The sequence below is a fragment of the Aquincola tertiaricarbonis genome, assembly GCF_023573145.1.
In the GTDB taxonomy this organism is placed as follows: Bacteria; Pseudomonadota; Gammaproteobacteria; order Burkholderiales; family Burkholderiaceae_C; genus Aquincola; species Aquincola tertiaricarbonis_B.
This window is the reverse complement of the sequence record NZ_CP097635.1, coordinates 243,295-256,557: the sequence shown is the minus strand read 5'-3', so window position 1 is coordinate 256,557 and position 13,263 is coordinate 243,295. Positions and strand designations below refer to the sequence as shown.

Annotated in this window: 13 protein-coding genes; 1 reads left to right on the top strand and 12 read right to left on the bottom strand. The window is 71.9% G+C overall.

From position 1 onward, the window contains the following. Positions 1 to 35: 35 nt before the first annotated feature. Complete coding sequence (locus MW290_RS01175) at positions 36 to 1,664, bottom strand: tetratricopeptide repeat-containing diguanylate cyclase (RefSeq protein WP_250195534.1); 1,629 nt, start codon at positions 1,662 to 1,664, stop codon at positions 36 to 38. 248 nt (positions 1,665 to 1,912) lie between these two features. Here MW290_RS01175 and MW290_RS01170 point away from each other — a divergent pair, with 248 nt between their 5' ends. Continuing rightward, positions 1,913 to 2,977: a sensor histidine kinase gene (locus MW290_RS01170; protein ID WP_250195533.1), complete on the top strand. Its 1,065-nt coding sequence runs from the start codon at positions 1,913 to 1,915 to the stop codon at positions 2,975 to 2,977. A 45-nt stretch (positions 2,978 to 3,022) separates the two neighbouring features. Here MW290_RS01170 and MW290_RS01165 read toward each other — a convergent pair whose 3' ends face one another. The 11 genes from MW290_RS01165 to MW290_RS01115 are packed head-to-tail and all read right to left on the bottom strand — an operon-like array spanning position 3,023 to position 13,245. After that, positions 3,023 to 4,006, bottom strand: coding sequence for an NAD-dependent epimerase/dehydratase family protein (locus MW290_RS01165; RefSeq protein ID WP_250195532.1), 984 nt, complete (start codon positions 4,004 to 4,006; stop codon positions 3,023 to 3,025). Between the two features lie 8 nt (positions 4,007 to 4,014). Continuing rightward, complete coding sequence (locus MW290_RS01160; protein WP_250195531.1) at positions 4,015 to 5,004, bottom strand: fumarylacetoacetate hydrolase family protein; 990 nt, start codon at positions 5,002 to 5,004, stop codon at positions 4,015 to 4,017. A 9-nt stretch (positions 5,005 to 5,013) separates the two neighbouring features. After that, positions 5,014 to 6,006 carry a Bug family tripartite tricarboxylate transporter substrate binding protein gene (locus MW290_RS01155; RefSeq protein WP_250195530.1) on the bottom strand — a complete coding sequence of 331 codons (993 nt, stop codon included), beginning with the start codon at positions 6,004 to 6,006 and terminating at the stop codon, positions 5,014 to 5,016. Beyond that, the gene (locus MW290_RS01150; protein WP_250195529.1) at positions 6,003 to 6,596 is read right to left on the bottom strand and encodes a cupin domain-containing protein; all 594 of its coding nucleotides are present in this window, start codon (positions 6,594 to 6,596) and stop codon (positions 6,003 to 6,005) included. Before MW290_RS01150 ends, MW290_RS01155 begins: the two co-directional genes overlap by 4 nt. Beyond that, positions 6,593 to 7,396 (bottom strand): cyclase family protein, encoded by an 804-nt coding sequence (locus MW290_RS01145; RefSeq protein WP_250195528.1) that lies wholly within the window; start codon positions 7,394 to 7,396, stop codon positions 6,593 to 6,595. The genes MW290_RS01150 and MW290_RS01145 overlap by 4 nt, the downstream gene beginning before the upstream one ends. An 18-nt stretch (positions 7,397 to 7,414) precedes the next feature. Then, a complete protein-coding gene (locus MW290_RS01140; RefSeq protein ID WP_250195527.1) occupies positions 7,415 to 8,392 on the bottom strand; it encodes a Bug family tripartite tricarboxylate transporter substrate binding protein in 978 nt (325 codons plus the stop codon). 7 nt (positions 8,393 to 8,399) lie between these two features. Next, on the bottom strand, positions 8,400 to 9,560 hold the full coding sequence (locus MW290_RS01135) for an MFS transporter (RefSeq protein ID WP_250195526.1): 1,161 nt from the start codon (positions 9,558 to 9,560) through the stop codon (positions 8,400 to 8,402). Between the two features lie 19 nt (positions 9,561 to 9,579). Continuing rightward, on the bottom strand, positions 9,580 to 10,710 hold the full coding sequence (locus MW290_RS01130; protein ID WP_250195525.1) for an FAD-dependent oxidoreductase: 1,131 nt from the start codon (positions 10,708 to 10,710) through the stop codon (positions 9,580 to 9,582). After that, positions 10,707 to 11,057 carry a Rieske (2Fe-2S) protein gene (locus tag MW290_RS01125; RefSeq protein WP_250195524.1) on the bottom strand — a complete coding sequence of 117 codons (351 nt, stop codon included), beginning with the start codon at positions 11,055 to 11,057 and terminating at the stop codon, positions 10,707 to 10,709. Before MW290_RS01125 ends, MW290_RS01130 begins: the two co-directional genes overlap by 4 nt. Before the next feature lie 12 nt (positions 11,058 to 11,069). Beyond that, positions 11,070 to 12,056: a VOC family protein gene (locus tag MW290_RS01120; RefSeq protein ID WP_250195523.1), complete on the bottom strand. Its 987-nt coding sequence runs from the start codon at positions 12,054 to 12,056 to the stop codon at positions 11,070 to 11,072. Between the two features lie 22 nt (positions 12,057 to 12,078). Then, the gene (locus tag MW290_RS01115) at positions 12,079 to 13,245 is read right to left on the bottom strand and encodes an alpha/beta hydrolase family protein (protein WP_250195522.1); all 1,167 of its coding nucleotides are present in this window, start codon (positions 13,243 to 13,245) and stop codon (positions 12,079 to 12,081) included. Positions 13,246 to 13,263: the final 18 nt, after the last annotated feature.

Below are 13,263 nucleotides of genomic sequence, written 5' to 3'. Positions count from 1 at the left end.
CCGCAGTGGTCGGGCGCAACCGCGTCACCCGGCGCCTAACCCGCCGTCACCGCCCGGTTGCGACCCTGGGCCTTGGCCTCGTACAGCCGGCGGTCGGCCAGGTCGAGCAGCGCCTGCTGGCTGGTGGCTTCATGGGGGCTGGCAGCGCCCACGCTCACGGTGACCGCCAGGCCTTCGGCCAGGCCGTGCCAGGCGTGCTGCTCGACCGCGGTGCGCAGGCGCTCGGCGGTGCGCCGCACGGCCTCGTCATCGGCATCGCCCGGCACGATGGCGACGAACTCCTCGCCGCCCAGCCGCGCCACCACGTCCTGCGGCCGCAGGTTCTGCTGCAGCAGGCGGCCCAGGGTGCGCAGCACCTCGTCGCCCAGGGCATGCGAGTGGCGGTCGTTCACCTGCTTGAAGTGGTCGACGTCGATCATCAGCACCGCCGCCATGTGGCCGGGCGCATGCAGCCATTGGTCGACGTGGCGCCGATTCGGCAGGCCGGTCAGCGGGTCTTCCAGCGCCTGGCGCGAGAGGTCGTCGGTGCGGCGCTGAAGCTCGGCGTTGGTGGAGGCCAGGTGCCGCGCGCGGGCGCGCTCGCGGGCGATGTCCGGGCGCGCGGCGGCCACGCGGGCGCTGCGCCGCACGCGCTCGGTGCTCAGCTGCAGTTGCTGCTGGTGAAAGTCCTTGTAACGCTGCAACGCCTCTTCCCAGCGGCCGCACAACTCCAGCGCCAGCGCCAGCTGCTCGGTCAGGTGCACCCGGTGCGGCTCGTCGGTGGCCAGGTCCCGCGCCTGCTCGAAGGCCGTCACGGACTCGGCCAGCCGGCCGGTGGCGCGCAGCAAAAAGCCCAGCGAGCCCAGATGGTGGGCCCGGTGGTGCCCGGATGCCTGCGGGTGACGGCGCTGCCAGTCTTCCAGCAGCTCGAAGGCGCGGGCGGTGTCGCCGGTGAGCGTGAGCGACTCCACCAGGTTGAGCAGGGCGCTGGACTCGTAGCGCTCGTTGCCGGCGCGGCGCGCGATGTCCATCGCCTGCGCCGATGCGGCTGCCGCCTGCCGCTCCAGGTCCAGGGCCTGGTCGGGCCGCTGGTCGCTGCGCGCCTGGGCGGCCAGCGCCGAATAAACGCAGGCCATGGTGTCGATGGCAGCGGCCAGCAGGCCCTGGTTGCGCAGCGGCCGCGCCAGCATCACCGCCTGCTCGCACCAGGACAAGGCCGCTTCCAGATCGCCCAGGCTCAGGTGCGTGACGCCCAGCGTCACCGCGACGTACTGTTCGGCCGTGCGGTGCTCGGCATGGCCGCCGGGCGCGGCCTCCACCAGCTGGTGGGTCAGAAGCAGCTGGTCGAGGGCGGCGCCGATTTCGCCGGCCTGTTCCAGGCAGCGGGCTTCGAGGGTTTGCGCCAAGGCCTGCACGGCCACCTCGCCGGCCACGACGGCGGTGTCGCGCGCCTCACGCGCCAGCAGCGCACCCAGGTCGAATTCGCCCTGGAAGTAATGACAGCGGGCCGCCAGGAACTGCGCGCGACAGTGTTCGGCCGCGCCGGGCGACAAGGTCATGGCCTCCTGGGCCAGTGCCAGTGCGGCCGGCAGGTCCATCGCGTCGATGCAGGCGTGGCCGCGGTCCAGGCGGGCAGCGACTTCCGGGGCCAGCCGCAAGTCCTCGTCGTTCGATAAGGTGATCATGGCAACGCACTTCCTGTACCGCCTGCCCACCCGGTGGGTCTCGGCAGTATCGCCGAGCGGCCGGCGAGGGCGTTTCGTGCGGTGGCAAACAGACCGCACCACGGGCCCGGTGCATAACGGTCTGCAGGGCGCCGCGGTTCGTGGCGCCCACGGTCAGCCGGAGTCACTGCCTTGGCACTTCGCCTTCACTTCGCCCGGGCGGCACGCCCCCCGATGCCGCGCATCCTCCGGCGACAACGGCTGTGCACATGCACCTGGTCGAGCTGATCGACGACGCGGCGGTTCCGCTGCTGCACAGCTGCGATGCCTTGCCGCCGGCCCAGGCCGCCAGCCTGCTGCAGGCGGTGGCCGACGACTTGCGGCGCACGGCCGCCAGCACCGCATGCAGCCTGTCGCCCCCGGCGCGCATGAACGGCCATGCGCCGGCCGCGCGCCCCTGTGGCGAAGCGCCTGCCGCCTGTACCTTGGCGCAGCTGATGGCCGGGTGTGGCGCGGTGCGCGCCGAACTGCTGCGGCACTGGCTGCACACCGCACCACCGGCCGCGCGCATGGCGCAGGACCTGGCCCGCTTGAACGGGGCGGTGGACGTGGCGCTGGGCGCCGCGGCCGAAGGCCTGATGCGCGAGACCGAGCGCGCGCGCAACGTGTTTCTCAGTGTGCTGGGCCATGACCTGCGCACGCCGATCAGCGTGTTGTCCATCGGCTGTCGGCTGATGGGGGCCACGCCGCTCAACACGGCGGCCCGATCGACGCTGGAGCGGCAGACGCGCAGCCTGCACCGCATGACGCAGCTGCTCGACGACCTGCTCGACTACAACCGGGCCAGCCTGGACATCGGCTTGCAGACGGCCTCGGCCCCGGTGGACCTGGCCCAGGTGTGCCGCGACGAACTGGACCAGCAGCAGGCCATGCTGAGCGCCGATCGCAGCCTGAGCTTCCAGTGCGAGGCGCGGCGGCTGTCGTTGCAGGCCGATGCTTCGCGGCTGCGGCAGGTGGTGGGCAACCTGGTGGACAACGCCCGCAAGTACGGCGCTGCCGGCACGCCGATCACGGTGAACCTGAAGCGCCGGGAATCCACTGCCGAGCTGTCGGTGACCAGCCTCGGGCCCACCTTGCCCAAGGCCATGTCGGAAGCGCTGTTCGAGCCGCTGCGCCGCGGCCATTCGGCCACCTTCGATGGCGAACGCAGCCACCTGGGCATCGGCCTGTTCATCGTGCGCCAGGTGGCCCAGGCCCACGGCGGCACCGCCACCGTGAGCTCCGCGGCCGGCCGCACCACCTTCACGGTGCGGCTGCCGCTGGCGCAGCCGTGAGGTGAGCAAGCCCCCAGGCTCGCCGCGCCGGCGTACCGGGGGTCGTCAGCCCGTCGCCAAAGCCCGCCGCAGCAGGGTGGGCAGGTCGCCGTCGTCCACGAGGCCTGCGTCGCGGGCCGCGCTGGCCTGCAGCGGCGGAAAGCGGCCGAACAAGGCTTCGATGCGCTCGTCGGGCGCCCAGCGCACCAGCGCGGTGGCCGGCACCTGATGCACCTCGGCCACCGCGTCCACCATCTCGCCCAGGCTGAAGTGCAGCGTGGGCGGCATCAGCGCCCGCCCGGCCGGCCAGGCGGCTGCCGGCGTGCCGGCCGCATGCAGCAGCTGCGCCACCACGCAGGGCAGTGACGAAGCCCAAGTGCGGGCCTGCGGCGAGGTGGGGCACACGAACGGCCGGCCGGCCGCCAGTGCCCGCGGCAGGTCGCTGAGAAAGGCCGACAGCTGGCCGGTGGGCGCGGGTGGCCGCGCCAGCACGCCGGGCAGCCGCAGCGAGCGGCCGCACACCGCGCCGCGGCGGCTGAAGTCGGCCACCAGCAGCTCGCCCACCACCTTGTGCATGCCATAGCTCATCACCGGCCGCAGCGGCGTGGCATCGTCCACCGGCGCGACCAGCGTGCCGTACACCGCGATGGAGCTGGCGAACACGAACACCGGCACCGGGCCGCCGGCCTGCACCTGGGCCTGCGCGGCTTCCAGCAGCACCGCGGTGGCGTCGATGTTGACCTGCCGGGCCAGCACCACCTGCTGCTCGGCACTGCCGCCCGGCACGCTGGCCAGGTGGAACACCAGGTCCACCGGATCCTCGGCCAGCCGGTGGGCCAGTGCGGCCTGGGCCTTGGGGTCGGCCAGGTCGCAAGGCCAGTGTTGCAGTGTGGGCGCGGTGGCGGCGCTGGGCACGGCCACGGCGGCTGGCGTGCGGTCGAGCAGGCCCAGCCGCGTCAGCGGCCGGCCCTCCACCATCGGCTGGCGCAGCAGCTGGTGGGCCAGCGCCTGCCCGATGAAGCCGGCCGCGCCGGTGATCAGCACATGCATGGCGGGCCTCAGGGCTGTGCGTGCACCACGCGCTGGTCGATCACGCCGAAGGGCCCGGGCTGGCCATCGTCCAGCACCGCCTGCATGCGCACCCGGTCGCCAAAGCGCATGAAGCCGGTGCGGCTCTCGCCCTGGTCGATCTTCTCGATCACGCGGCGCTCGGCGATGCAGGCGCTGCCGGCGCTGCGCGCGGCATTGCTCACCGTGCCCGAGCCGATGATGCAGCCGGCCGTGAGCCTGCGCGTGCGCGCCGCATGCGCGATCAGCTGGCCGAAGTGAAAGCTCATCTCGCCGCCGTGCGGCTCGCCGAAGCGCTCGCCGTTCCACTGCACCTGCAGCCGCAGCTGCACGCGGCCGTCGCGCCAGGCCGGGCCCAGTTCGTCGGGCGTCACCGCCACCGGCGCGAAGGCGGTGGACGGCTTGGCCTGCAGGAAGCCGAAGCCGGTCTTCATCTCGTGGGGGCCGAGGGCGCGCAGGCTCCAGTCGTTGATCTGCAGCAGCAGCCGCACGCAGCCCAGCGCGGCCTCGGGCGTCACGCCCATCGGCACCGGGCCGGTGACCACGCCGAACTCGCCTTCGAAGTCGATGCCGTCGGCTTCGCTGGGCAGAGGCACGTCGTCGCAGGGGCCCAGGAAGTCGTCGCTGGCGCCCTGGTACATCATCGGCACCGTGTCCACCATGGGCGGCGGCGGCTTGTTGAAGGCCTGGTCCATCAGGTGGCTGTGGTTGAGGAAGGCGGAGCCGTCCAGCCACTGCGGCGCGCGCGGCAACGGCGCGGCGCAGGCCGCGGGATCGAAGGCGAAGCTGCCTTCGGGCGCAGTGGCCGCGTCCAATTGGTCGTACACGTCCTGCAGCGGGCCTTGCACCGCCGCCCAGCGCTGCATCGCATCGAGCAGGCTGGGGGCGATGCGCGGCACCGCGATGGCACGCTGCAGATCGCGTGAGACGACGAGCAGCTGGCCGTCCAGGCTGCCGTTGGCAAGGGTGGCGAATTTCATCGTGGGCTTTCAGTTCTTCGCAGCATCGGGAAAGGCGCGCAGCAGCGCGGTGTAGCGCGCCACTTCGCGGGGGTAGAAGGCCTGGGCCTCGGCCAGCGGCCACACCGGCAGCGGGTTGCTGCCGGTGCTGCGCGACCACTCGACGAAGCCGGGCTCGGACAGCACCGCGGCCAGCACCTGGTGAAGCCGCTGCATCACCGGTGCCGGGGTCTCGCGGCGCACGAACACGCCGCCCCAGACGTCGAAGTCGAAGTGCTCGAAGCGCGGGTCGCCGGCGGCCAGCGTGGGCAGCTGCGGATACAGCGCGGCCGGCCGCGGGGTGCTGACGCCCAGCGCCCGGATGCGGCCCTGTTCCAGCTGCGCCACCGTCTGGCCGGCCAGCGGCAGGAAGGCCAGGTCGAGCTGGCCGCCCATCAGGTCCTGCGCCATCGGCGGCACGCCGCGGTAGGGCACGTGGGTCAGCGGCAGGCCGGCGGTCTTCTCGAACTGCAGGCTCATCAGGTGGATCAGTGAGCCGGGGCCGATGTTGCCGATCGTCGGCGGCACGCTGCCGGCGGGCCGAGGCGCCAGCCACTCGGCCAGCGTCCGGGCCGAGTGGCTCGTGCGGCTGCACAGCACGTAAGGCACACGGCCGAAGTGCGCCAGCAGCGTGAAGTCTTCGGCCTTGTAGCGCACCGCGGGCATGGTGAGCGGGCTCAGCACCAGCTCGGTGGGGGTGCCCACCAGCAGCGTGTGGCCATCGGCCGGCTGCGCCATCGCACGGGCCACGCCCAGCGTGCCACCGGCACCGCCCAGGTTGTCCACCAGCACGGTCTGCCCCAGCGCCTGCTGCAGGGCCGGCTGCAGCCGGCGCGCGAAGGCGTCCGACGGCGCGCCGGCCGGCCAGGGCACCATCAGCGTGAGGCTGCGGCTGGGAAAGCCGGGCTGCGCCCGCAGTGCGGGTGCGGCCAGCCAGGCGCTGCCGGCCGCCAGGGTCTTCAAGGCGTGGCGCCGGGCGTTCATGCCGTGCGGCCTGCGGCCTGCTGCAGCGCCTGGGCGACGTCGGCCTCGTACACGCCGTCCACCAGCACGAACAGCATGCGGCAGGGCCGGCCCGAGCGGTTGGCCCATGCGTGGTTGGTGCCGCGCTGCACCACCACGCTGCCGGGCTTGAGCGGCACTTCGCTGTCGTCCAGCACCAGGGTCAGCTCCCCGTCGATGACGATGCCGTAGTCCACGCTTTCGGTGCGGTGCATCAGCGGGTGCGGCGAATGCGCCTGCACCGTGCTGGCCGCGGCATCGCCGATCTGGCTGAAGGCATCGTGCATGCGGGCCGCGCCATGGGCCAGGAACTCGGGCGTGTCCGGCGGAATGTCGACGAAGCGGATGCGCGTGCCCTGCCGCGGCGGCGGCAGCGTCAAGGGGCCCAGCGTGGGGTCGGGGCCGTTGCCCACCGGCGCCGGGCTGCCGCTGGTGGCCCAGACCTCGTGGAACACGGTGCCGGGGATGGCGCTGATCTCCACCACCGTCGGCAGCGGGCCACGCTGCGCCACGATGGCGCGGCCCTGGGCATCGTGGCCGGTGACGATGCGTTCGATGGGCTTGAAGCTCATGCCGTGGCTCCTGCTTCTTCAAAGATGGCCACGGCCCGCGTCCAGCCGGCGCTTGCGCCGCGGATCTTGTGCGGAAAGCAGCTGATGGTGAAGCCGAAGGGCGGCAGCGCCTCCAGGTTGTGGAGCTTTTCCAGGTGGCAGTAGCCGATGTCGCGGCCGGCCTTGTGGCCTTCCCAGATCAGGCTCTTGTCGCCGGTCTCGGCCACCTTCTTGGCGGTGTAGCTGAAGGGTGCGTCCCAGCTCCAGGCGTCGGTGCCGGTCAGGCGCACGCCGCGTTCCAGCAGGTACATGGTGGCCTCATAGCCCATGCCGCAGCCGGCGCCCAGGTAGTCGGGGTGGCCGTAGCGGCTGCCGGCGCGGGTGTTCACCACCACGATGTCCAGCGGCTGCAGCGTGTGGCCGATGCGGGCCAGCTCGGCCTGCACATCGGCGGCGGTGGCCACATAGCCATCGGGGAAGTGGCGGAAGTCCAGCTTCACGCCGTTCTGGAAGCACCATTCCAGCGGCACCTGGTCGATGGTGATGCTGGGCCGGCTGCCGCCGTTCTTCGCGTCCTGGGTGGAGTGGAAGTGCCAGGGCGCATCGAGGTGGGTGCCGTTGTGCGTGGTCAGCGTCACCCATTCGGCGGCGGCGGCCTCGCCGTCGGGGTAGTCCTCGGGCTTCGTGCCCGGGATCATGGCCATGAACTCGGGCAGGGTGTCGGCATGCTTCTGGTAGGTGATCCTGGGCGCCAGCGGCGGCGGGTCGCTCAGCACGTCGTTTTCAAGGTAGATCGAGAGGTCGACAAAGCGGCGGGGCATGGATAAGTCCTTGGTCAGTCAGTCTTCGAGCTTGATGCCGCGTTCGGCGATCAGGCGGGCCCAGCGGGCGCGGCTGTCTCGCTGCAGGTCGGCCAGCACCGAACGCGGGCCGCCCAGCGGCGTCATCGACAGCGGCGCCAGCTTGCTGGCGGTCTCGGGGCTTTGCAGCACCTGCTGCAGCTCCTGGTTCAGGCGGTCCAGCAGTTCGGTCGGCGTGCGCGCCGGCGCGAACACGCCGAACCAGGTACTGCCCTCGAAGCCGGCAAAGCCCTGCTCGGCCAGCGTGGGCAGGTCGGGGTACTGGGGCAGCCGCTGCGCGGCCGTGCTGCCGATCAGCCGCAGCTTGCCGGCCTGCGCCTGCGCGACGGCCAGCGCCGGCGGCGCGAACATCAGGTCGATCTGGTTGCCCATCAGCGCCTGCAGCGCGGCCGGCGTGCCCTGGTACGGCACGTGGTACAGGCGGATGCCGGCGGTTTGTTCCAGCAGCACGCCCCACAGGTGGGCCACGCTGCCCTGGCCCCACGAGCCGTAGCTCAGCTTGTCGGGTTGCGCCTTGGCCAGGCGCAGCAGGTCGGCCGCATCGCGCACGGGGCCGCCGGGGCTGGCCACCAGCACCGTGGTGGGCCGGGCCACCAGCGCCACCGGCGCGAAGTCGCGCACCGCGTCGTAGCTCAGGTGCTTGCCCAGCAGCGGGTGCACCACGTGCGAGTCCATGTTGCCCAGCATCAGCGTGTAGCCGTCGGGCTGGGCGCGGGCGGTGTAGGCGGTGCCGATCTGCGTGTTGCCGCCGGGCTTGTTCTCCACCACCACCGGCGTGCCCAGGCGCCTGGACAGGCCTTCGCCCAGCGTGCGCGCCAGCGTGTCGGCCGGCGAGCCCGGCGTGTAGGGCACCACCAGGGTGATGGGCTTGTCGGGCCAGGCGGCGCGGGCCGGCAGCGCGGTGCCCAGGCACAGGGCGGCAGCCAGCAGCGTGGCCAGGTGTCGTCGTGTCGTCATGGCCACCTTAGTGCGCCGCCACCTGGGGGCCGTTGGCATGCGGCGCCGCTCGGCCGGGCAGGCGCGAGAAGCAGAACACCGCCACCGCCGCGATCAGCAGCGCCGCGGCGCCCAGGCTGCCATAGCCCGCGGCCTTGACCAACGTGCCGCCGAGAATGGGCCCGAGGGCGGCGCCGATCATCAGCATGGCCGGCGTGGCGGCCATCGCGCGGCCACTGGTGTCCAGCCGCGCCAGCAGGCCGAAGGCGAAGGTGTGGGTGAAGATCATCACCGCCGCGAACACCGAGGCCGCCAGGGCATAGGGCGCGAACACCGTGGCATTCATGATGGTGGCCACCAGCAGCGCCTGCAGCACCGGGCCTACCAGCATCACCGTGCGGGCCACCCAGCGCTTTTCCAGCAGCGCGGCCAGCACGGCGGGCAGCAGGTTGACGAAGCCCAGTGCGATGAGCACGCCGGTGACCGCCTGTGGCCCGAAGCCGCGGTGGTCGCCCACCCGCTCCAGGAAGCTGAAGGTCATGGACTGCACCAGCCCCATGCAGGCGATGCCGACGATGCCGCACCACACCGCCGCGGGGATGCGGCCCGCGCTGGCCACCTGGGTGGCCGGCGCTGCGTCAGGCACCGGAAAGCCGAAGGCCGAGACCACGGTGGCCACGCCCATCACACCCGCCAGCACGATGAACAAGGCCGGACCGCCGGCCTGCGCCACCACCTGCGGCGTGGCGCCGAGAAAGGCGATGGCGAACACGCCCAGTGCCATGCCGACGATGGCGAACAGCCGGTGCGGATTGGCGCTGCGGGCGATGGTGCCGTGGGTGACGCTGAGCGCCGCCCCCGCGCACACGCCCGACAGCGCATGCAGCACGGCCATGCTGCCGAAGTCGCTGGTGCGGCTGACGGCGAAGAAACCGGCGCCCGCCAGGCCGAAGCCCAGCGTGGCCACGAGGCGACCGGGCAGCCGGTGGAACTGCGGCGCCAGCAGCACGCTGGCAACCACGGCGCCACCCAGGAACAAGGTGGCCAGCAGGCCGGCCTGCTGCGGGTCGAGCCCGTAGCGGCCGATCAGCGTGCCCACCCAGACGGGCAGGGCCACCAGGTCGACCATGCCGGCGCAGTGCGCCACCATCAACGCGGCGCGGCCGCGGGCGGATTCGGTGCGGATCATGTGCAGGGCCCTCCGGGCTTCAGATCGGCTGCGCCAGCGCGGCATGCGACTCACGCATGATCCGGGCGTGCTCTTCCTTGTCACCGCCGGCCACCTCGATCTCGCCCAGACGGGCCGAGTTTTCGACCACCATGCGGCAGCGCTCAAAGCGCCGGCCTTCGAAGGCGGCCAGCGCGGCCGTCAGGTCGCTGCCGCGGCCCAGTTCTTCGGCCAGCACCAGCGCATCCTCGATGCCGATGCAGGCGCCGCTGGCCAGGTGCGGCGTGGTGGCATGCACCGCATCGCCGATCAGCACCACGCGGCCTTGGTACCAGGGCCGTGGCATCAGCAGGCCTTCCAGCGGGCGGAAGACGATCTGCGAGTGCTCGTCGATCTGCTCTCGGATGGCGCGCAGCACCGGAGCCTCGAAGTCGGCCAGCAAGGCGCGCATGCGGGGCGCGAACTCGGCCGGGTCGACATGGGTGTTGGTCGGTCGAGGCTCGGTGATGAAGAGGTACATCTCGGTCTTGGACACCGGGTTGACGCCGGGCTTGACGCGCGGGCCCATCCACATGGTGCAGGTGGTGATCTCGGCCGGCCGCGGCAGCACCGCGCGCCACACCGCCTGGCCGCTGTAGCGCGGCTGCGGTGCATCGGGGAACATCGCGGCGCGGGTCTTGGAGTACAGCCCGTCGGCGCCGATCACCAGGTCGTAGCGGCGGGTCTGGCCGTCGGTGAAGCTGACGTCCACGCCCTCGGCGTCCTGCGCGATGCGGGTGAAGCTGCAGCCCAGCCGCACGGTGGTGCCGGCAGCCACGGTGGCATCGGCCAGGATCTTGGCGAGCACGGGCCGCAGGATGGCGGCGCCGCCCGGCACGTCCGCGCCGGCCAGGCGCGGCGTGGGCAGTTCGGCCACCTGCGGGCCGTGCGGCAGGCAGATCCTCACGCCGTCGCTGGCTGCGCCCAGGGTCAGAAAGGTGTCCAGCACGCCCAGCGTGCGCAGCGCTCGCAGCGTGGGGCCGCCCAGGCTGATGCCGGCGCCATAGCTGCGCCAGCCGGGGTCGATCTCGACCAGCTCGACCTCGTGGCCCTGGCGGCGCAGCTGGATGGCCGCCGACATGCCGGAAAAGCCGCCGCCGATGATGAGGATGCGGCGCGGTTGTGCGTTCATGGATGTGTCTCCTGGAGGGCTTCGTCGGCGAGGTGGACCTCGCCGCTGGGGTGCACGGTGATGGGCAGGGCCTGCAGTCGGTCACCCAGGCAGGGGCCGAGGGTGCACAGGCCGGTCTCGATGTCGAACAGCGCGCCATGCGCGGCGCAGACGATGCGGTCGCCCGCGGCATTGAGGTAGGCGTCCTTGCGCCACGCCATCGGCGTGCCGTGGTGGGGGCAGCGGTCCAGCCAGGCATGCACCTGCCCGCCGCGGCGCACCAGCAGCAGGCTGTCCTGGCCGCGGCCCTGCGGGTCGAAGCCGCGTGACTGGCCGTCGGGCAGGTCGTCGAGATGGCACAGGCGCATGGCGGGGGGGCCTCAGGCGGCGTGGGGCTTGTCGCCCTGGGGCTTGCCGGCCCCAGGAGGCGGACCGTCCTTACCAACCGGCCCGCCGGGCGGCGGGCCGGAAGGCGCCCACTTCTCCCGGTGCTGGAAGAGGAACAGCTGCGATGCATCGGCGCCCATCGGCGCTTCGCGCGCGGCCCATGCGTCGTCGTGCAGGTCCATGTCGGCGTCGTACTCCACATGGCAGCCCAGCGGGCTGTTGAAGTACCAGAACCAGTTGCTGCCGAAGCGGTGACGCCCCGGGCCCCAGAAGCTCTGGTAGCCCTTCTCGACGAAGCGGGTGCCGGCCAGCAGCACTTCGGTGGGCCCGCCCATGTGGAAGGTGAAGTGCTCGCAGCCTTTCATGAAGGGCGGCGTCTGGATCATGAACAGCGTGTGGTGGTCGGGCGTGCCGGCCGGGCGCAGGAAGGGGCCTACGCCGGTGAAACGGTCGGTGCAGACGAAGCCCAGCCGGGTGTAGAAGGCCTCGGCCTTGGCGCTGTCGGGCACGAAGTACACGACGTGCGACAGCGTGCGCGGCAGCGCCGGCAGGTCGGGCGGGAATGCCAGCTGGTTGGGGCCGCGTTGCGGCGCGGCGCCGGGGGCGTTCACGGTTTCGGCGGGCAGGCTCAGCGGCCGGCGCACCGTCACCTGGAAGGCGAGCGCAAAGCCCATGTCGTCCACCGCGCGCAACACGCCGTCGCGGCGGCTCACCTCGCGGTCGCGCCGCAGCTCCGCCTCGATGGCGTCCAGCGTGGCCACGTCGGCCACGCCGTACACGGTTTCACGCAGCATGCTGGCGGTGCCCATGGCGGGCGGCAGGCTCGCGTCGTCCTTGGGCTTGATGACGACGGCGGTGCCGTCCAGCGCTTCGTAGCGGCCATCGCCCACGTGCTTCAGGCCGTAGTCGCTCAGGTATTGACCGCAGGCGGCCAGGTCGTCCACGCCGAAGATCAGGGCGTCGGGTCCGATGATGTTCATGTGCAGGGGTTCCTCGTGAGGTTCAGGCGGCCGTGCGCGCGCCCAGGGTTTCGGCGACCCAGTCGGCGATGTAGTGACCGGCGTTGATGCTGTTGTCGAAGCTGGCGTGCTGCACGCCGCCTTCGCGTTCGGTGAACACCTTGAGTTCACGCTTGGGGCTGTTGACCAGCTGCTCGTAGGTGCGCTCGGCCCACTTCAGCGGGATCTGGCTGTCCTTGGCACCGTGCGTCACCAGGAAGGGCACGCGGATCTTCTCGACCACGCCGTCCAGGTGCACGTTTTCGGCAATGCGCATGAAGTCGTCCAGGTCCTTGGCACCCCACACCCACATCACATGGGCCCAGTAGTGCGGCACCGGGAAGTCGCCTTCCTTTTCCAGGCGCTTCTTCTGCACGTCGCGCCAGTCGTGGTTGGCACCCCAGCACACGCCGGCCGCGAAGCGCGGCTCGAAGGCCACCGCGCGCGGGCAGTAGTAGCCGCCCAGCGACACGCCTTCGAGGCCGATGCGGCGGGCATCCACGTCGTCGCGGGTTTCCAGCCAGTCCACCACGCGGCTGGCCCAGTGCTCGGTGTCGTAGCGGGCGGTCAGGCCCTGCAGGCGCAGGGCTTCGCCGGTGCCGGGCTGGTCGACCACCAGCGAAGAGACACCGCGTTGCGCCAGCCAGGCCGGCAGGCCCACCAGGTACTTCATCTCCTTGGTGGAGTCCAGGCCGTTGACCTGCACCAGCAGCGGCGCACGCTCGCCGGGCTGCAGGCCATGGGCGGGCAGGTAGAGGGCCGACAGCGTTGTGCCCTCGTAGGGGATTTCCACGCGTTGCACCTTGTCGCCCAGCAGGCGTGAGCCTTCCAGGAACAAGGCCAGTTCACGCTCGTAAAGCGCCTTGCGGCCGGGCGCATCGTGGGCCTGCAGCCGCTCGGCGGTGATCAGGTAGCTGCTGGCGCGGCGCAGCTTCTCGCCGGCCGAGATCAGGCGGCCCCGCGCCTTGTCCTCGTCGGCCAGTGCGCACAGCTGGTCGGCCATCTGCACCCAGGTTTCGCGGAAGGCCTTGGTGCCAGCGGCGTCGGGGGCCTTGGCGGCTTCCTGCAGCGGGGCGCACATGGCTTCGATTTCGCCGATGCGCGCGCCCATCTCGATGGCCAGGTCGACCGAGAGGTTCCAGACGTAGTTGGTGGGAAAGTACTTGAACATGTGAGGGTCGGTCCGTTG